Source organism: Oerskovia sp. Root918 (genome assembly GCF_001428945.1).
GTDB classification, from domain to species: Bacteria; Actinomycetota; Actinomycetes; order Actinomycetales; family Cellulomonadaceae; genus Oerskovia; species Oerskovia enterophila.
Map to the genome: position 1 here is coordinate 619519 of NZ_LMJG01000001.1, position 17753 is coordinate 637271.

Here is a 17753-nt window from a genome sequence, read left to right on the forward strand (position 1 = left end):
GCTACGAGGGCTGCAGAGGCGCTATGTCTACTGACCAAGAGCGTTGTTGAGTCGGTCGATGGGTTGAGGCCGCCGATGCCGAGGTGGGGTCGTTCTAGGTTGTAGTGCGTGGCCCACGCCGCGTCAGCATCCGCGCGATCCGCACCGGTGTCTCGACACAAACGGGCGTCCGGTGCGGGTGTGTGCGCGCCACGGTCGGCCGATCGACGAGGCCTGCGCGCCCCTCGACCTGGAACCTGCGCTACCACCGCCACGCCGTCGTGCGCGAGACCCCCATCTCCGCCGCGACATGCGCGGCCGGGCTGCCCGCAGTAATGCGCTGGACCATGGTCAACCTTCCGGCAGGCGTCAGCCGGGCATTAGCGTGAGGCATGAGAGACCTCCGTTGGTCCGAGCAGGGCTCTTAGCCAGCTCCTACTCGATACGGAGGTCTCTCACGACGTCAATGGTGATCCTGGCCCGTACAACTAGACGGCACCGATCGACCATCGAAGATCGTGGCCTGCCTGGATCGGAACCAGGATCGAGGTGGTGGCGACGTGCTCTCGGAAGCCATAGCCGACCATGCTCGTCGTCCTAGGGGAGTCCCCTTCTCCGACGACCGTCCTCGGCGCGTGCCGAGGAAGACGCAACGTCAGGTGCCGCGTCGCGAGCGCATGCTCGAGCCGGTAGACGACGGAGTCGTCCGTAGACGTCGCCGCTACGCAGCGCACGTCGGGCCCGAGGTGGATGACGGAGTACGCCGAACCAGGATCAGCGCTCGAGACACGGTCGACGATCGACAAGGCCAGGCCGTCGGTGCGTCCCTCGATGACACGATGCACAGTGGTCTGCGCGTAGGCGGTGTGTTCCGCGGCGAAGCGATAGCCCTGACCTTCAGCGCGACCGGAGGTGACGCACTGCATGTGCTCCGGGTCGATGCTGTACGGCGAGGAATCGACGACGACGGCGTTGTGGGCCCAGCGGCTTCGGAGGTAGGCCGGGACGGGCTCCGCGTAGGCGTGAGAGTAGAAGCTCGGGTCGGTCAGCCACTCGACCCCGGCGAACCACAGCGTGAAGGATGCGTTGTCCTCGTGCTTGTGCGTGCTGTTCAGGCCCGAGTTCATGAGCATGAGCGAGTAGGGTGCGCCCGCGTCGCTGCCATGCGCGACGGCGTAGCCAGCGCGGGGAAGCACAAAGGACTCGTTTCGGACCGCCAGTTTCTGACGGGATGTCTGACGGGCTCGATACGTGTCGCCTTGTGCGGGAGAGGTTCCGTCCGGATATGAGAAGAGGTGCGAGAACGAGTCCATGCGGTCCGCGATGTCCGTGAACCGACCTGAGGAGGCGCCATCCGCGAGCGTGGCGGCGATCCGGATGAGGGTGGTCACTCCGTTGTGATACCCGATCGAATTCTCGGTGAATACGGCGAACGGGCCGTCGTAGCAGATCAGCTTGCTGAACTGGTCGTCGAGCCTCTCAATCGCCAGCTTGCGCCACGCATCGGCTTCGCGCGATCTGAACGCCTGGGCCGCCACAAGGAGCGCGATATCCTGGAACCATGCGTGATTGTGGTGGCGGGAGACTTGGTTCGCAGCGTAGAACGCCTCGTTCGCCAACAGTCGGGCATGCTGCAGAACGGCGTCGCAGATCAACGCGCGCGCATAGCCGCCGATCAGCGGCTCGGTCAGCCTGAGGACGATGAGGAGAGAGTTCAGTCGTTCGGCGGCCCCGTGGTCATACCAGGCGTATCTCGGATCTGGCGACAAGGCGTGCATGTTCAGGGTGATCCACTGGATCGCGATCTCTGCGACGGATCGAAGTGCTGTCTCGTTGGAGACGCGGTCCGCTTCGATCGCGAGCAATGCCAGCGGGTGGAGCGCGTTCCAGGAGAAGCGGAGCGTCGGGTTGTCGTCTGTGGCGACAGGACTGATCGCCGACGGGGCCCAGGCAGCGCGGATCCCAGGGAGAAGAGGGATCTGCCCCGCGGTGACGAACGCCTCGAGGTCCTCACGATTCGTTGCGGCCTTGTCATTCCTCACGAGCGACGAAGAGATGACTTCCACAGCATTGTGCAGACGTGCCGAGAACTCGATGGTCGACGACGTGGCCGACCGCTTGTCCAGGAGCGCCATCCTGGCCACGTCCAGGCGGGCGCCGTCGTGGGTAGGCGTGCCCTTGATGAAGAAGCGGATGTTGTCGATCTTCGGCACCGCCGGCGGGGATGAGCCCTGCGCCCGCATGATGAGGTCGTCCACGAAGAGGTGCGCGGTGTTCCATGTGTTCTGTCTAGCGTGACGTACCTTGACATGGAAATACTGACCTCCCTGCTGCCAGCCCACCGCCAGGTACTGGAGCGTCTGCCAGCCGGATGTCCGATACCGGATCACGAGGCCCCGCGGGGTGGAGCCCGCGAGGGAGAAGTGCGCTTGGAGGTCGTGTACCTGGGAACCGCCCTCGAACAATACGCCCATGTGAGTCGAGTCGCCGGACTCGTCGAGAGCGCCACTCGACCTGAGGGTGGGCGCTGAGCGCTCGTCGAGGTGTGCGGTGGGCCAGGTTGACACGACGTCTCCGCCGTCGCATCCGATCGAGTCGAGCAGTTCTAGCACGTGCTGATCTCCTGATTTGTTGACGCGCTGGAGGTCTTGGCGAGAAGCGCGAACAGGGTCGCCTGGGCGGCTCGGCCGTCACCGTAGGGGTTGATGGCGTTGGACATGGCCGCATAGGCGCTCGCATCCGTCAGCAGCCGCGAGACCCCGTTCACGATCCGATCCTCGTCCGTCCCGATGAGCTGGACGGCGCCCGCCTCGACGGCTTCAGGCCGCTCCGTGTTCTCGCGCATGACGAGGACGGGCTTTCCGAGGCTCGGCGCCTCTTCCTGGACTCCGCCCGAGTCGGTGAGAATGACGGTGCTGAGAGACATCATCCGTGCGAACTCCCCGTACGCCAACGGTTCGGTGACGGTCACGTTCTCGACGCCGACGAGCTGTGGTAGGACAGCGTCGCGCACGATCGGGTTCCTGTGCGCCGGGAGGACGATCTCGATGTCGGGGAACTCGCGCGAGATGCGGGCGAGTGCACGCCCGACCCCCTCCATCGCACCGCCCCAGTTCTCGCGGCGGTGCGTCGTCACCAGGAGAATGCGCCGGCCTGATGCCGCGAGCTCTTCGAGGCGGTAGTCGCTGAAGGCGACCTCCTTGTCGACGGTCATGAGCAAGGCATCGATCACGGTGTTGCCGGTGACCACGATCGTCGAGTCGTCCACACCTTCGGCAACCAGGTTCGTCCGGCTGGTCTGCGTCGGTGCGAGGTGCAACGCGGCGATCTGTGTCGTGATCTTGCGGTTCGCTTCTTCAGGGAAGGGGGAGTGGATGTTGCCCGAGCGAAGACCGGCCTCGACGTGGATCACGGGGATCTGCCGGTAGAACGCGGCGAGTGCGGCGGCAGTCGACGTCGACGTGTCGCCCTGGACGATCACGGCCGCGGGCTCCTCCTTCTCGAGGATCGGGTCGAGGCCTTCGATCACCCGCGCGAAGATCTGTGCGAGCGTCTGTCCGTGGCTCATGATGTTGAGGTCATGGTCCGGCACGATCCCGAACAGCTCGTTCACCTGGTCGAGCATCTCGCGGTGCTGGCCGGTCACCACCGTGACGCTGTCGAACTCGTCGCTCGCCTCGAGCGCCTTGATCACGGGAGCCACCTTGATGGCCTCAGGACGGGTGCCGTACACGGTCATGATGCGGGGGCGCATCGCTACCTACTCTCTGTCTTGTCGGCGCGGATGTTCGGCCGCTGCCCTCGTACGTGGCGGGGGGTGTAGAGCTTTCCCGGTGGTTCTTCGATCTTGACGAACGTGTCCTCACGCTCGCTGAGCGCGTCCTCGATGATGGTCTTGGCTTCCTCGGGCTTCTCCTTGGCGATCGCCCAGGCCCACTTGCGGTAGCGCAAAGCGACGTCCTCGGCGGGCCCATCCAGGATGAGGCGCCCATGGTTGAGCCAGATCGCGCGGGTGCAGGTCTCCTCGATGGTCTGGGCGGCGTGGCTCACGAGGAAGACCGTGCCCGCGTTCTCGCGGAGCTTTTCCATCCTCACCTCGCTGCGTTCCTTGAACGCGGCGTCACCCGTCGCAAGTGCCTCGTCGATCAAGAGGATGTCCGGGTTCGCTGCAGTGGCGATCGCAAAGCGAAGGCGAGAGCCCATGCCCGACGAGTAGGTCTTCATGGGGAGGTAGATCGACTTCCCGAGGCCGGCGAGCTTGATGACGTCCGGAACAGCCAGGGCGGTCTCCTCGGGGGTGAGACCCATGGCGAGGCAACCGAGGCGGACGTTCTGTTCGCCCGACAGGTCAGGGACGAGGGCTGCGTTGACACCGATCAGGACCGGCGTGCTCTCCGCGAGCACCTGACCGCGGGCCGGCTTCTCGAGTCCGGCGATGATGCGCAAGAGTGTGCTCTTGCCCGAGCCGTTCTGACCGACGATGCCGATCTGCTCACCGGATCGAGCGACGAACGAGATGCCGGCGAGGGCGCGCACCAAGACCATGGGCTGCTGGCCCAGGAGCGTCTTGGCGGCGCGAGCCAGGAGGTTTGCCCGGCGCCGTTCGGACGCGTCGGTCGACGGGACGCGGTAGCGGACGTGGACGTCCTGGACCGCCACGGTCGCCGAGGCGAACGGGTCAGAGGCGACCATACGACTCTTCCCCCTGCCAGAAGACGACGAACCCAACGAGGAGGGCGCCGAATGCCCAAGCGCTCAGTGACAGCCACATGGATCCCGCGGGAGTCTCGCCGTAGAGGAGGCAGTCACGCACCATGCTCAGCACCATGAACATCGGGTTGGCTTCCATGAGCGAGAGGATCGTCGGGTGGTCGATGAACTTCTCGTAGGAGAAGAACACGGCGGAACCGTAGAGCCAGAGGCGCATGGCGAACGAGATGAGCTGGTTGAGGTCGGGGACCTTGGCCGCAGCGCGCGCAAGCAGCAGCGCGAGACCGGTACAGAAGATCACCTGAAGCGCTAGGACAGCAGGGACGAGCAGTACCCGCCACGTGAGCATCTCGGATGGAGGGAGGACCAGGAGCAGCGCGATCATCGCGCCCAGGACCGGGATCATGTTGAGCATCTCGCGGAGCACCACGGAGATCGGGAGCGCGGCACGAGGGAAGGCGAATGCCCGAATGAGGTTTCGTCCCGCGGTGATCGATCTCGCGCCCCCCGTCACGCAGCGCGTCGTGAACGAGAAGAGGAACGTGCCGATGATGAGGTAGCCCAAGAAGTTGGGGATGCCACGGCCGGACTGCAGCAGCAGTCCGAAGATCAGGAAGTACGTCAGCCCGTCCAGGATCGGCTTGAGCACGAGCCACGCCGTGCCGAGCAGCGTCTCGCGCGTCCCGCTCGTGACCTTGGCCCGCGCGTCGGCCCACAGGAAGTAGCGCCGGTCCCAGAGCTGGGCGATGTACTCGCCCAACGGCGGCCGGGCTCCGACCCGCGTCAGGCGCCCCGCCGAGATGACCTCGACCTTGGTCTCGGGCCCCTCGAAGAGCATCGAGTAGAGGTCGACCGGGCTGGCCTTCCCCTCCGTCTGCCCCGTCGTGGGAGCCTTCGATGATGCGGTCATGCGGTGAATCCTAGGCAACCTCGGTAGATACCCCGGTACGCATCCGCGTTTTTCGCCCACGTGCGTTCGCTCGCAAGTACTCGACCTCGGGCAACGAGCTCGCCGGCGAGGGCCGGGTCGTGCTGCAGCGACTCGATCGCATCCGCCCACCCGGGCAGGTCATCGGGGGCGACGAGCAGCCCCCCGTGCGGTGCGTCGAGCACCTCGGCCAGGGCCGGCAGGTCGCTCGCGATCACAGGACGCCCGATCGCCATGGCCTCGACCGGCTTGAGGGGCGTGACCAGGCGGGTGACGCGGTCGTCGCGGCGCGGCACGAGGAAGGCGTCGAGCGCCGCCATGTACAGCGCGGCCTGCGCGTGCGGCACACGCCCAGGGAAGACCGCGTGCGGCCCCAGACCCAGTTCGTCGGCCAGGCGCAGCAGGCCTGGCCGGGCCACACCGTCGCCCACGACGAGCGCAGTCACGTCCAGACCGCGCTGCCGGAGCAGCGCGACCGCGTGCAGGATCGTGTCGTGCCCCTCGTACCCGACGAGGCTGCTCACGGTGCCCACCACGAACGACGCCTCGGGCAGCCCCAGCGACGCACGCGCAGCGGCGGGCGCCGGATGCTCGGCCAGGAGCGACGAGCGCACGGCGTTCGGCACCACCGAGATCCGCTCGGCCGGGACACCTCGGGAGACCAGCTCGTCGCGCATGGTCGCGCTCAGGGTCACCACCGCATCGGCGGCTACCGCGAGCTCGGTCTCCTTGGCGCGCAGCAGAGCGCGTCGTTCAGACCGCTCCGCGACCTCCCGGGCCTCGGGCGTGCCGTGCGACGCGACCCACGTCTCCTCGGGCAGCCCGCGCACCTCGTAGACCCACGGGATCCCCAACCGCTCCGCGGCGGCACGCGTGACCTCTCCGTTGGTCCCGGGCGTCGTGGTGTGCAGGACGTCGGGCTCGAACCTCTCCGCAGCCCGGACCAGCAGGTCCGTTGCGTCCGAGAAACGGCGCGCCGGATCGTTCGGCAGGCCGGTCGGGATGAGCCGTCGGTAGGGGATCCCGTCGACCACGTCGACGCCCCGCGCACCCAACGAGCCGATCGTCACGGGATAGCCCGCGCGTGTGGTGGCCTCGACGCGCAGCCCCCCGTCGCGCTGCGCGGTGAGGACCGCGTGGCTGCGCAGGGTGTACCCGCTCTGGGTGTGCGGCAACGAGTTGGTGAGGTGGTGCAGCACGGCGAGCGGCGCCGTCGGACCGGGGGAGGGCGCGGCAACCTCCCGCAGCCGGACCTCCGCGCGTGGCGCGAGCGCCTCGACCTGACCCAGCAGGCTCGCCAGGACCCGCTTCTCGGCGCGACCCGACGCGTGCGCAGCACGCAGGGCCGCGACGTCCCCTCGCTGCCACAGCGCCCGCAGGCCCGCGGGCCCGGGGGAGAGGACGCCGTCCAGGAGGTCGGGTCGTCCGACGGCGACGGCGACCTCGGCGCCGATGCGCGAGCGCCCGCCCGACGTCTGGAGCAGCCGTGACGACTCGTCGGCGGCACCGGACGAGTCGCCCGCGAGGTAGCGCGAGAGAGCGCGCGAGGCCGAGGGGGACGGTGCGAGCCCCAGCGCACGGATCACGACGGCGCGGACCCGGGCGGGCGAGCGCCGCACGGCCTGGATCACGAGCCATACCGGGTCGTCGAGGACTGCGTGCGTCGCGAAGGACGCGGCGAAGCGGACGTTGCGCGCGAGCTCGCGCGCGGGGGACCGGCGGCTCATCGGGCGAGGCCGTCGAGCAGCGCGAGGTAGGTCTCGGCGAGGACGTCGTCGTTCGCGTGGGCAGCGACCCACGCGCTGGCCGCGTGGCTCGCGACGGGTGCGATCCCGGACGTGGCGTAGCCCGCCCAGAGGTTCGCGAGCGCCTCGACGTCCCCCGGGGGCACCACGTCGCCCGCCTCGAGCGACAGGACCAGCTCGGCAGACTCTCCCGCGACGCACGCCGTGACGTGGTGACCAGAGGCCATGACCTCGTACAGCTTGGACGGCACGGTCCACTGGAACGGCTCCCAGTTGCGCAGGGAGACCACCAGGGTGTCGGCCCAGCCGTAGAGGGCCTCGATCTCGGCGTGCGGGATGGGCGGGCCGATCGTCACGGGCGCGCCCAACGACCGGGCGAGTGCGGCGAGCTGCGTCGCGTCGTTGCCGGCGCCGACGATCCTGACCTCGATCGGCAGCCCACGGGACTCGACCACGGCAGCCGCGCGCACCACGACCTCGAGCCCCTGGGACCTGCCGAGCGTCCCGGCGTAGACGACGCGGAACGGACGGGGTGCGAGATCCGTGCCCGGAGCCACGGCAGGCTGGCTGACCACGGGGAAGGCCGTGCCGTTGCGCACGACGGCCACGTTGCGAGCGCCACGGGAGCGGACGACGTCAGCGAACGTCTCGGTGGTGGTCACCACCAGGTCAGCACGGGACTGCAGCCGCGTGATGGCCCGGTGCGCGAGCGTCGTCGCGAACGCCCGGCCAGGGCGTCGCTGGGCGAGGGAACCGGTCATGATCCCGCTCGGGCGGATGAGGTCCGGCCAGGCGTCGCGCATCTCGACGACCAGGGCGGCGCGGAAGATCCGTGCGAGCGCCCAGGCCGCGAACATGCTGGGGATCCCGGGCACGGTCCCGATCACGACCGTGGGGCGGACGGTACGGCGACGCAGACGCCGCCAGCCGAGGTGGATCGAGCTCAGGGCGGCCACGAGATGGTCCAGCGTGCGCGAGACCAGGGAGGTCGTGTGCTCCCGGTAGCGCACGCGGATGATGCGCTCACCGTGCGCGCCACGAGACACCGTCCCGGGCAGGTGCGCCTCGGACCCCGGGGCGAGGATGCCCGAGGGGTAGTGCGGAGGCGGAGTAAGGACGCTCACATCGACTCCGGCCGGGACGAACCGGGCGACGAGCGCTCCCCAACGGCGCTGCGGGGCCCCCGTCTCGGGCGCGTAGTGATGGGTCACGAGGAGGACGCGATGCCCCGACGACGGCTTCCGCCGCGCGTGGAGCGCCCCCCTCGGTGCGCGACCGGCCATGTCCCCTGGTTTCTCTCAGCGATCCCGGTAGGTCGGCATCGACACTGCTCGTGGTCTGGGCCGGTTCGGCCCGAAATATTGCACGTGCGTCCCACGTGTTCGACGCGAAACCTCCACAGTCTATCTCCGTGCCAGGGGACCGTTGGTACGCCAAGAGATGGGTAGGTGGGGTGAACATCCGCGCGAGGGCGCCGATTCCGGGACCCGCAGCACTGCCGGTGTCCTAAGATCCTTGCCGTGTCAGACAACGAGCTGCTCCCCGTCGGGACCGAGTCCACCCCAGGTTCCGGCGACGTCGGGGCAGGTCGCCGTCATGTCCGCAAGCGCAGGCGAGGCGCCAGGACGGCGCTGATCGTCCTCGGAACGCTCGTCGCGGTGCTCTGCCTGGGCGGGGTCGCGGCTGTGGTCGCCTTCCGGAACAATCTCGACAGCAACATCGAGAAGCTGGCCGACCCGTTCGAGGGGATCCAGAACCGGCCGGAGGCCGCGCCGAGCGACCCCGAGGTGCCCGACGAGGCCGTCAACATCCTGGTGCTCGGGTCGGACAGCCGCATCTCGGCGGGCGACCCGTCCCAGTGGAAGGCGGGGGCGCAGCGCACCGACGCGATCATGCTCGTCCACCTGCCGGCCGACCGGAAGTCCGCCCAGGTGGTCTCGTTCCCGCGTGATAGCTGGGTGCCGATCCCGGGGCACGGCGAGGCGAAGATCAACGCGGCCTTCTCCTACGGCGGCCCGGCACTCATGATCGAGACCGTCGAGCAGCTCACGGGCGTGCGGATCGACCACTTCGCGCTCACCGACTTCACGTCCTTCACGTCGCTGACCGACGCCCTGGGCGGCGTGCAGATCCGCATCCCCGAGGACATCAGCGACGGCAAGAAGGTCCAGTTCGAGGCCGGCGTGCACATCATGACCGGTGAGCAGGCCCTCGCCTACACGCGTCAGCGCCACGGCCTGCCCAACGGGGACTTCGGTCGTGCGCAGCGTCAGCAGAACTGGATGCGCTCGATCCTTGCCAAGGTCAACAACAACCGGAACGACGTGCCTCTCATGACGTCGTTCTTCACGGCCTTCAGCCAGTCCGTGGCGGTCGACGAGCAGTTCACGATGGACCGTATCCAGAACCTGTACATGAGCGCGCGCGGGCTGTCGACCAACGACGTCACGTTCCTCACGGCTCCGCACAACGGCACGGGGCGCTCGGCCGACGGCCAGTCGATCGTGGTGCTCAACCGTGAGCTGCTCGATCCCCTCATGGCCTCGTTCGCGAGCGACACCGCCGCGCAGTTCGTCGAGGAGAACAAGGGAGTGCTCACGGTGCTCCCCGCGACGGTGAAGTGAAGGCTCCGAACAGCTCGACAGGTAGCGCTGCACGGTCCGTCCTGATCCACGGGAGCTGTGTCACGCGCGATGCGTTCGCGCTCCCTGGGGAGTCGGGTTTCCAGCTCGTGGACTACTACGCGCGCAGCTCGCTCGCGAGCGCGTTCGCCGACCACGGCCTTCAGGGGGTCGAAACCTCGACCATCCCGTCCCCCTTCCAGCGGCGGATGGTCGATCGCGACCTGGGCAAGCACTTCTGGCGCGACCTCGCCGACGTGCAGGCGGACGTGATCGTCGTCGACCTCGTCGACGAGCGCTACGGGCTTCTGGTGGACGACCGCTCAGGCGTCGGGACCCCGTCGGCGGAGCTCCTGCGTGCGGACGGCATCTCGCCCGACCTCCACCGGGTCGTTCCCGGATCGATCGACTTCCTCATGGCCTGGGAGGCCGGTCGTCGTCGTTTCATGGCCGAGGCACGGGCGGCCGGTCTGGCGGACCGCATCGTCGTGCATCAGGCCCGCTGGGCAGAACGATGTGCCGACGGGACACAGTTCGACTACCAGGCGTCCGCTGACGCGAACCATCTGCTCGAGTACATGTACGGGCGGCTGCGGCAGGATCTCGCGCCCAACCAGTTCGTCCGGGTGCCGGCGCACCTCGTGGTCGGTGACCCCGACCACCGGTGGGGTCGTTCGCCCGTCCACTACGTCGAGGAGTACTACCGGACCTTCCTCGACCTGCTGGACCGCGCGACGGCGTCGCCCCGCCGCTGAGCGACGGCGTCGCCGGGCGCTGAGAGCGGCCTGCCCCGCCACTGAACAGTGGCTTGGTCCCGCCGCTGAGCGTCGCAGGGCGTCGCTGAGCGGCGGGACGGGTCGAGGGGCCCAGGGAGGTCGGTCAGGCAGCGGTTCCGTCGAGCACGACGAGCCCGTCCCGGAACGACACGTCCGCGACGCTGGCGCCGGGGAGGCGGGCCTGGAGGAGACGCTGGACGTCGAGCGCGATCCTCGCGTCGGGCAGGACGCGTACCGAGCCGGCCGGCAGCCCCTTGGCGGTGACGACCGTCTCGATCCGGCTCGCGGCGAGGCCGAGGAGCTTGTGCGCGGGCAAGCCGCCCGCGTGCGCGTCCACGGAGAACGTCGCGACGCCGTCGGTCACCTCGACCACGCGCAGCGTGGCGCGGACCGTGGGCGCGAGGCGGGTCGCGAGCTTGAGGGGGGCGGGCAGGCGCTTGACCTGGCGCGGTTCCGCGACGAGGTCGAGCGCGTCGTCGCGCCCCGAGACGGAGGTGATGAAGGACGGCAGATTGCGGCCCATGAGCCCGAGGAGGTGGAGCGTCTCGGCGAGGGTGAGTTCCTGATGCACGGCGCACACCATAGCGGACGTTCGGGGCGAGTCGGGTGCCCCGTCGGGAGCGTTCTCGTCCCGCCCGAACCCTTTCCTTACCTAAGGTAATGAGTTAAGGTAAAGAGATGCCTGCTGCGGAACCGATCACGTCCTCGTCCCCCACGAAGGCGCAGTGTCGGCCCGCGACCCTCGGTGGTGACTTGCGCGTCGCCCTGACCCGTGTCTCGCGCGCGCTGCGCTCGCAGCGCGGAGGAGCTGACCTTCCCGAGGGACAGTTCGGGGTCCTGACCGTGCTCCACAAGCACGGCGGCATGACCCCCGGCGCGCTCGCCACGCACGAGCGCATCCGGCCGCCCTCCATGACGCGCACCGTGAACGCGCTCGTCGAGCTCGGCCTGGTCCACAAGGTCGAGCACCCCACGGACGGGCGCCAGGTCGTCGTCGCGCTGACCGACGCCGGCGTGCTCGAGGTCAAGGAGACCCGGCGCCGCCGCGACGCGTGGCTCACCCAGCAGCTGACCAGCCTGACCCACGAAGAAAGAGAGACCTTGGCCCGCGCCAGTGACCTGTTGACCCGGATCGCCGCACGATGAGCGCGACGTTCTCCTCCCTCAAGTACTACAACTACCGCCTCTGGTTCGGCTCCGCGCTCGTCGCGAACGTCGGGACCTGGATGCAGCGCATCGCCCAGGACTGGCTCGTCCTGACGGTGCTCACGGCGAACTCCGGCGTCGCCGTCGGCGTTATCACGGCCCTGCAGTTCGCGCCCGTCCTCGCGCTGTCCGCGTGGGCCGGCGTCCTGGCGGACCGCCTGCCGCGCCGCAAGATGCTCATGGCCACGCAGGGCGCCTCGGGCCTGCTCGCGCTCGGGCTCGGCGCCCTGGTGCTCTCGGGGCACGTCGAGCTGTGGCACGTCTACGGGTTCGCGCTCGCGCTCGGGTGCGTGTCCGCGCTCGACGGCCCCGTGCGTCAGACCTTCGTCGCCGAGATGGTGCCGAGCGACAAGCTCTCGAACGCCGTGGGCCTCAACAGTGCGTCGTTCAACGCGGCCCGCCTGATCGGCCCCGGCGTCGCCGGCCTGCTGATCGCCGCGGTGGGCACGGGCTGGGTCTTCATCATCAACGGCATCAGCTTCGGCGCGACCATCTTCGCGCTGTCCCGCATGCGCACGCGCGAGATGCACAGACTGCCCAGCGCCTCGCGCGAGAAGGGCCAGATCCGCGAGGGCATCCGCTACGTGCGCGGTCGCTCCGACATCATCGTCATCATGGTGGTGCTGAGCGTCGTGTCGACGTTCGGGCTCAACTTCCAGCTCACGTCGGCCATGATGGCGCGCGTCGAGTTCGGCATGGGCGCGGGGGAGTACGGGATGCTCGGGTCGATCCTCGCGATCGGCTCGCTGACCGGTGCCCTCATGGCGGCGCGGCGCGAACGGCCGCGCGTGCGGCTCGTGATCGGGTCGGCGTTCGCCTTCGCGGTCGCGACCGGGGTCATGGCGCTCATGCCGAGCTACACGACGTTCGCGCTCGCGTGCATTCCCGTCGGCTTCGCGTCGCTGACCATGATGACCGCGGCCAACACGACCATCCAGATGACGACGGACCCCGTCATGCGCGGGCGCGTCATGTCCCTGTACATGATCGTGTTCCTCGGGGCGACGCCCGTCGGTGCACCGATCGTCGGCTGGATCGCCGAGGCCTACGGGCCTCGCTGGGCGATCGGGATCGGCTCCATCACGGCGCTCCTGGTCTCGGTGGGCGCGGCGATCTGGGCCATGCGGAACTGGAAGTTCACGGTCAGCTACCGCGTGACGCAGCGCCCGCACCTCCTGGTGACCTACCCCGTGGGCGGCGCTGCGCGGCGCGCGAGCCGCAGCGACACGCGCGGGCAGCTGGGCGTCGACGACGCGCAGGACGTGGCCGAGGCAGCCTGACCTCGCTCGGCCACGGGCCGAGCGGCCGCGGCGAGCGATCGCTCCGAGCAGGCGCACACACAGACGCGGCCCGCCCCGGACGTCCGGGGCGGGCCGCGTCGTGTCTCAGGGCTCAGGCCAGCGCGTCGACCACGAAGTCGATGCTCTGCGTGAGCAGCTCGACGTCCGTGGGCTCGATCGCGGGGAACATCCCGATGCGCAGCTGGTTGCGGCCCAGCTTGCGGTAGGGGAACACGTCGAGGATCCCGTTGGTGCGCAGCGCCGCGATGACCTGGGTCGCGTCGATCGACTCGTCCAGGTCGATGGTCCCGACGACGGTGGACCGGTCCTCGGGGCGCGTCACGAACGGCGTGGCCCACTCGCGTGACTCGGCCCACGCGTAGAGCGTGCGTGCCGAGGTCGCCGAGCGGGCGCTCGACCATGCGAGGCCGCCCTGCTCGTTGAGCCAGTCGACCTGCTCGGCGAACGTCACGAGCGTCGCGACCGACGGCGTGTTGAGGGTCTGGTCCAGGCGCGAGTTCGTCAGCGCCGCCTGGAGCGAGAGGAACTCGGGGACCCAGCGGTCACCGGACTCGATCTCCTCGAGGCGCGCGACGGCGTCGGGCGACAGGATCGCGACCCACAGCCCGCCGTCGGACCCGAAGACCTTCTGGGGCGCGAAGTAGTAGACGTCGGTCTCGGCGAGGTCGACCGGGAGGGCGCCCGCGCCCGACGTCGCGTCGACGAGCGTCAGCGCGCCCTGCTCGCGCGATCCCGGCACGCGGCGCACGGGGGCCATGGCTCCGGTCGAGGTCTCGTTGTGGGGCCAGGCGTAGACGTCGACGCCGTCCGCGAGCTCGGGGAGCGCGACCGACCCCGGGGGAGCGGTGACGACCTGCGAGGGCTCGAGGAACGGTGCGCGGGTGGTCGCGGTCGCGAACTTGGCGCCGAACTCGCCGAACGCGGCGTGCTGGGCGCGCTCGCGCACCAGGCACAGCGTCGCGACGTCCCAGAACGCCGACGACCCGCCGTTGCCGAGCACGACCTCGTACCCCTCGGGGGCGTCGAACAGGTCCGTGAGCCCGGAGCGGATCCGGCGGACCAGGGACTTGACCGGTGCCTGGCGGTGCGAGGTGCCGAGCACGGACGTGCCGGCCTCGACGAGCGCGCGCACCTGTGCGTCGCGGACCTTGGAGGGCCCGCAGCCGAAGCGGCCGTCGCTGGGCAGCAGGTGCGGGGGGACGGTGATCTGGGTGGGCTCAGGCACAGGGCAACGATAGTCCGGCCTGGCGCGAACACCGTCGGGCGTCCACAATGTCGGTGGCTCGGACCTAAACTAAGGTCAGCGGCCCGCCGGTGCGGCAGGTGCCCCCAAGCCCCCAAGCGACAGGAGCGCGACGTGACCGACCTGATCGACACCACCGAGATGTATCTGAAGACCATCTACGAGCTCGACGAGGAGGGCATCGTCCCCCTGCGTGCGCGCATCGCGGAGCGACTCGGACACTCGGGACCCACCGTCTCCCAGACGGTGGCCCGCATGGAGCGGGACGGTCTCGTCGTCGTGACGGGGGACCGTCACCTCGAGCTCACCCCGGACGGCCACGCCAAGGCTCAGCGCGTCATGCGCAAGCACCGCCTCGCGGAGCGACTGCTGACGGACGTCATCAAGCTCGACTGGGAGTTCGTGCACGTCGAGGCCTGCCGGTGGGAGCACGTCATGAGCGAGCTCGTCGAGAAGCGCCTCATCGGCCTGCTCGACCACCCGCACTACGACCCCTACGGCAACCCCATCCCGGGGCTCTCGGAGCTGGGTGAGGACATCCAGGAGATCGAGTACCTCGACGGCGTGGTGTCCCTGCCGGCGTACGTGGCCGCCGCGGACCGCGCGGGACGCCAGCCGGGCGGGCTGCGCGTGGTCGTGCAGCGCATCGCCGAGCCGCTCCAGACGGACACGGACCTGCTGGCCCGCATCGCGGCCGCGGGCATCCTGCCCCGCCAGGAGGTCACCGTCACGCCGGAGGCGGGGTCGTTCACGGTGTCCGCGGAGGGTGCGGAGACGGTCCTCGACCTGCCCGACGACGTCGCTCGCCACATCTTCGTCACGGCGCCCTGAGCGCAGCGCACCACGGGTTCCGCCGCCGCCCCGCACCCCCTTCGTGGGGTGCGGGGCGGCGGTGTTCTCGGCGCCTTCGCGGGGTGCCCGGGGCAACGATCTTGTGCCGGTTCGTCCTGCTATACCAGGCCTTTCCAGGGCGTCGTGACGGGAACGTGACATTCACCCGGAGGTCGTGTACGTTCGGTTCTGCTTCACGGATGAATCGTCCGTCGAGGCCCTTGCGCGGAACGCCGAACCCTGTCACCGCGCGAGGAGCACCACGACCCGATGACAGGGACGGGGGACCCAAATTCGGGTACCGGAAACGGTGCCCTTGGGGTGAAGCCAGACGGACCTCGGTCCTGACGGCCGGGTGATTCTCCCACCCGAACCCGACAGCTGACCTCGCAGGCGTCCAGGAGAGGTATCCAGTGAACGCAGTCACGACCGGCGCACGCCACCGTGCAGCGCGACGCCCGCTTTCCACCCTTGCTTCGGCGGCGACGGCTTCCTCCGTCGGCCGCCGCACCGCTGTCGTCGCTGCCTCGTCGGGACTGATCGTCTCGATGCTCGGCGCGATGCCCGCCAACGCTGCGCCCGTCGACCACGACACGGCCAAGCTCAACACCGTCGACCTGAACGCACTCACGACGCAGGCCCGCGCCGCGCTCGAGTCCGCTCCGTCCGTCACGGTCGCCGCTGAGGCCGGCTTCACGATCGAGAGCGCGGCCGTCGCCGTGACCCCCGCTCCTGAGCCCGAGCCCGAGCCCGTCGTCGAGCGCGCCACGCAGGCCTCCTCGCGCTCGGCCGCACGCACCGCGAACACCACGGCCACCACGTCGACGACCGAGAAGGCTGCTTCGGTCTCCGTCCCGGCCTCGGCCAACGGCAGCGCGATCGTCTCGATCGCCAGCCGCTACGTGGGCGTCCCGTACGTCTACGGCGGCACCACCCCGGACGGCTTCGACTGCTCCGGCTTCACGAGCTACGTCTTCGCGCAGGTCGGCATCACCCTCCCGCGCCAGTCGAGCGCCCAGGGCAACGTCGGCACCAAGGTGTCGCGTGCCGACGCTCAGCCCGGCGACCTGATCTGGACCCCCGGCCACATCTCGATCTACGCCGGTGACAACATGCAGATCGACGCACCGCGTCCCGGCAAGACGATCCAGTTCCGTCAGATCTGGCAGTCGAACCCCACGTTCATCCGCGTCGCCTGAGTCCCCTCGCAGGCCTCTGAGCCTCGCGGGAGCGATCTTCCGCAGCTCGAACAGCACCCCGTCACCCTGCCTCGTGCAGGGGGACGGGGTGCTGTCGTTCGCGGGGGAGCGAGGGCCGGGCCGACGGCAGGCGGGCCGTGGGAGCGCAGTGCGCCGACGAGGGAGCGACCCGCCCCTCCGGGGGTCCGGCGTCTCGGTGGACTTTGCCTGTTCTTTCGATAGGTTTGTCTCAGGATGGTGCTTCACCATCGGGAGGAGATGAAACCATGACTCGTGCAGAGATCGTGCTCGTCGGGGTCGACGGTTCGGAGCCCAGCCTGCACGCCCTGGACTGGGCGGCTGCGTACGCGCGCCAGGTCGGCTGGCCCCTGCACGTCGTGTGTTCGTACTCGCTCCCGTCCTTCACCGCGGCCTCGCTCGACGGCGGCTACGCGGCCCTGGACGACACCGCGATCCAGGAGGGTGCCAAGGCGGTCCTGGCCGAGGCCACCCAGCGGGCCGAGGCCGCGGGCGTCAGGACGACCGCCGCGATCGCGACCGGCGACGCCGCCGGTGTCCTGGTCGAGCTCTCCAAGGACTACAGCCTGGTCGTGGTGGGGACCCGCGGGCGGGGTGGGTTCACCGAGCGTCTGCTCGGCACCGTCTCGTCGGCGCTGCCCGCTCACTCGCGGTGCCCTACGGTCGTCGTGCCCCTGAAGTCGGGCGGGGAGGGCGGCGAGCTGCCGGCGATCCAGCCGCTCAAGCGGATCGTGGTCGGCGTGGACGGCTCACCGTCGGCCGACATCGCCCTGCGGCACGCCATCAAGCAGGCCAGGGCGTGGAGCGCCGAGCTCGTCGCCGTCGCCGGCGTGCCCGTCGGGGCGGGGGCCGGGCTGCTCGCCTGGCTGCCGGCCTCGATCGACCACCAGCAGGTCCTCGACGACATCACCGAGGGGCTCAACGTCATCGTGGACCGGCACGAGGCCGAGAACCCCGACGTCCCCATCAAGCGGATCGTGCTCGACGGGACGGGGGCCGAGCTCCTCACGGAGTTCTCGACGGCCTCGGACCTCGTGGTGGTCGGGTCGCGCGGGCGTGGTGGATTCACGGGGTTGCTCCTGGGCTCGACGAGCCAGGCGGTCCTGCACCACTCGGCCTGCCCCGTCATGGTCGTGACCAAGCGCTGCGAGGACGAGAAGCCCCCGGTGGCGAAGGGCGCCTCGGCGGAGGGCTGA

Annotated in this window: 16 protein-coding genes and 1 riboswitch; of the genes, 7 read left to right on the forward strand and 9 right to left on the reverse strand. The window is 69.5% G+C overall.

Annotation, left to right across the window (positions count from 1 at the left end):
* Positions 1-241: 241 nt before the first annotated feature.
* From ASE27_RS21150 to ASE27_RS02675, 7 genes are all read right to left on the reverse strand, one after another.
* Complete coding sequence (locus tag ASE27_RS21150) at positions 242-373, reverse strand: leucine zipper domain-containing protein (RefSeq protein WP_082608418.1); 132 nt, start codon at positions 371-373, stop codon at positions 242-244.
* A gap of 94 nt (positions 374-467) precedes the next feature.
* Positions 468-2591: a heparinase II/III family protein gene (locus ASE27_RS02650; RefSeq protein WP_056645431.1), complete on the reverse strand. Its 2124-nt coding sequence runs from the start codon at positions 2589-2591 to the stop codon at positions 468-470.
* A complete protein-coding gene (wecB, locus tag ASE27_RS02655; RefSeq protein ID WP_056645435.1) occupies positions 2585-3733 on the reverse strand; it encodes a non-hydrolyzing UDP-N-acetylglucosamine 2-epimerase in 1149 nt (382 codons plus the stop codon). Before wecB ends, ASE27_RS02650 begins: the two co-directional genes overlap by 7 nt.
* Before the next feature lie 2 nt (positions 3734-3735).
* Positions 3736-4671: an ABC transporter ATP-binding protein gene (locus ASE27_RS02660; protein ID WP_082608419.1), complete on the reverse strand. Its 936-nt coding sequence runs from the start codon at positions 4669-4671 to the stop codon at positions 3736-3738.
* Positions 4658-5599: an ABC transporter permease gene (locus ASE27_RS02665; protein ID WP_082608420.1), complete on the reverse strand. Its 942-nt coding sequence runs from the start codon at positions 5597-5599 to the stop codon at positions 4658-4660. The genes ASE27_RS02660 and ASE27_RS02665 overlap by 14 nt, the downstream gene beginning before the upstream one ends.
* Positions 5596-7344: a glycosyltransferase family 4 protein gene (locus ASE27_RS02670; RefSeq protein WP_056645439.1), complete on the reverse strand. Its 1749-nt coding sequence runs from the start codon at positions 7342-7344 to the stop codon at positions 5596-5598. The genes ASE27_RS02665 and ASE27_RS02670 overlap by 4 nt, the downstream gene beginning before the upstream one ends.
* The gene (locus tag ASE27_RS02675; RefSeq protein WP_056646586.1) at positions 7341-8573 is read right to left on the reverse strand and encodes a glycosyltransferase family 4 protein; all 1233 of its coding nucleotides are present in this window, start codon (positions 8571-8573) and stop codon (positions 7341-7343) included. The genes ASE27_RS02670 and ASE27_RS02675 overlap by 4 nt, the downstream gene beginning before the upstream one ends.
* A 309-nt stretch (positions 8574-8882) precedes the next feature.
* On the opposite strand from ASE27_RS02675, the gene ASE27_RS02680 reads away from it, so the two are divergent.
* Both ASE27_RS02680 and ASE27_RS02685 read left to right on the forward strand, forming a co-directional pair.
* A complete protein-coding gene (locus tag ASE27_RS02680; protein ID WP_235535328.1) occupies positions 8883-9986 on the forward strand; it encodes an LCP family protein in 1104 nt (367 codons plus the stop codon).
* A complete protein-coding gene (locus ASE27_RS02685; RefSeq protein WP_157257348.1) occupies positions 9983-10738 on the forward strand; it encodes a DUF6270 domain-containing protein in 756 nt (251 codons plus the stop codon). Before ASE27_RS02680 ends, ASE27_RS02685 begins: the two co-directional genes overlap by 4 nt.
* 124 nt (positions 10739-10862) lie before the next feature.
* Here ASE27_RS02685 and ASE27_RS02690 read toward each other — a convergent pair whose 3' ends face one another.
* Positions 10863-11330, reverse strand: coding sequence for a hypothetical protein (locus tag ASE27_RS02690; RefSeq protein ID WP_235534045.1), 468 nt, complete (start codon positions 11328-11330; stop codon positions 10863-10865).
* 107 nt (positions 11331-11437) lie between these two features.
* On the opposite strand from ASE27_RS02690, the gene ASE27_RS02695 reads away from it, so the two are divergent.
* Together ASE27_RS02695 and ASE27_RS02700 are read left to right on the forward strand one after the other, a co-directional pair.
* Positions 11438-11905, forward strand: coding sequence for a MarR family winged helix-turn-helix transcriptional regulator (locus ASE27_RS02695; RefSeq protein ID WP_056645445.1), 468 nt, complete (start codon positions 11438-11440; stop codon positions 11903-11905).
* Positions 11902-13245, forward strand: coding sequence for an MFS transporter (locus ASE27_RS02700; protein ID WP_056645449.1), 1344 nt, complete (start codon positions 11902-11904; stop codon positions 13243-13245). The genes ASE27_RS02695 and ASE27_RS02700 overlap by 4 nt, the downstream gene beginning before the upstream one ends.
* 112 nt (positions 13246-13357) lie before the next feature.
* Here ASE27_RS02700 and serC read toward each other — a convergent pair whose 3' ends face one another.
* On the reverse strand, positions 13358-14491 hold the full coding sequence (serC, locus tag ASE27_RS02705) for a phosphoserine transaminase (RefSeq protein WP_235534043.1): 1134 nt from the start codon (positions 14489-14491) through the stop codon (positions 13358-13360).
* Positions 14492-14623: 132 nt separating this feature from the next.
* Here serC and ASE27_RS02710 point away from each other — a divergent pair, with 132 nt between their 5' ends.
* From ASE27_RS02710 to ASE27_RS02720, 3 genes are all read left to right on the forward strand, one after another.
* Positions 14624-15340, forward strand: coding sequence for a metal-dependent transcriptional regulator (locus ASE27_RS02710; RefSeq protein ID WP_056645453.1), 717 nt, complete (start codon positions 14624-14626; stop codon positions 15338-15340).
* A 221-nt stretch (positions 15341-15561) separates the two neighbouring features.
* Positions 15562-15751: riboswitch (cyclic di-AMP (ydaO/yuaA leader) on the forward strand.
* A 149-nt stretch (positions 15752-15900) separates the two neighbouring features.
* Complete coding sequence (locus ASE27_RS02715) at positions 15901-16539, forward strand: C40 family peptidase (RefSeq protein WP_231907562.1); 639 nt, start codon at positions 15901-15903, stop codon at positions 16537-16539.
* Between the two features lie 266 nt (positions 16540-16805).
* The gene (locus ASE27_RS02720; RefSeq protein ID WP_056645459.1) at positions 16806-17753 is read left to right on the forward strand and encodes a universal stress protein; all 948 of its coding nucleotides are present in this window, start codon (positions 16806-16808) and stop codon (positions 17751-17753) included.

Bases quoted from the DNA above. Each gene is read 5' to 3' on its own strand.
- ASE27_RS21150 (WP_082608418.1), bottom strand. From the start codon at position 373: ATGCCTCACGCTAATGCCCGGCTGACGCCTGCCGGAAGGTTGACCATG.
- wecB (WP_056645435.1), bottom strand. From the start codon at position 3,733: ATGCGCCCCCGCATCATGACCGTGTACGGCACCCGTCCTGAGGCCATC.
- ASE27_RS02660 (WP_082608419.1), bottom strand. From the start codon at position 4,671: ATGGTCGCCTCTGACCCGTTCGCCTCGGCGACCGTGGCGGTCCAGGAC.
- ASE27_RS02665 (WP_082608420.1), bottom strand. From the start codon at position 5,599: ATGACCGCATCATCGAAGGCTCCCACGACGGGGCAGACGGAGGGGAAG.
- ASE27_RS02670 (WP_056645439.1), bottom strand. From the start codon at position 7,344: ATGAGCCGCCGGTCCCCCGCGCGCGAGCTCGCGCGCAACGTCCGCTTC.
- ASE27_RS02695 (WP_056645445.1), top strand. From the start codon at position 11,438: ATGCCTGCTGCGGAACCGATCACGTCCTCGTCCCCCACGAAGGCGCAG.
- ASE27_RS02700 (WP_056645449.1), top strand. From the start codon at position 11,902: ATGAGCGCGACGTTCTCCTCCCTCAAGTACTACAACTACCGCCTCTGG.
- ASE27_RS02715 (WP_231907562.1), top strand. From the start codon at position 15,901: ATGCCCGCCAACGCTGCGCCCGTCGACCACGACACGGCCAAGCTCAAC.
- ASE27_RS02720 (WP_056645459.1), top strand. From the start codon at position 16,806: ATGACTCGTGCAGAGATCGTGCTCGTCGGGGTCGACGGTTCGGAGCCC.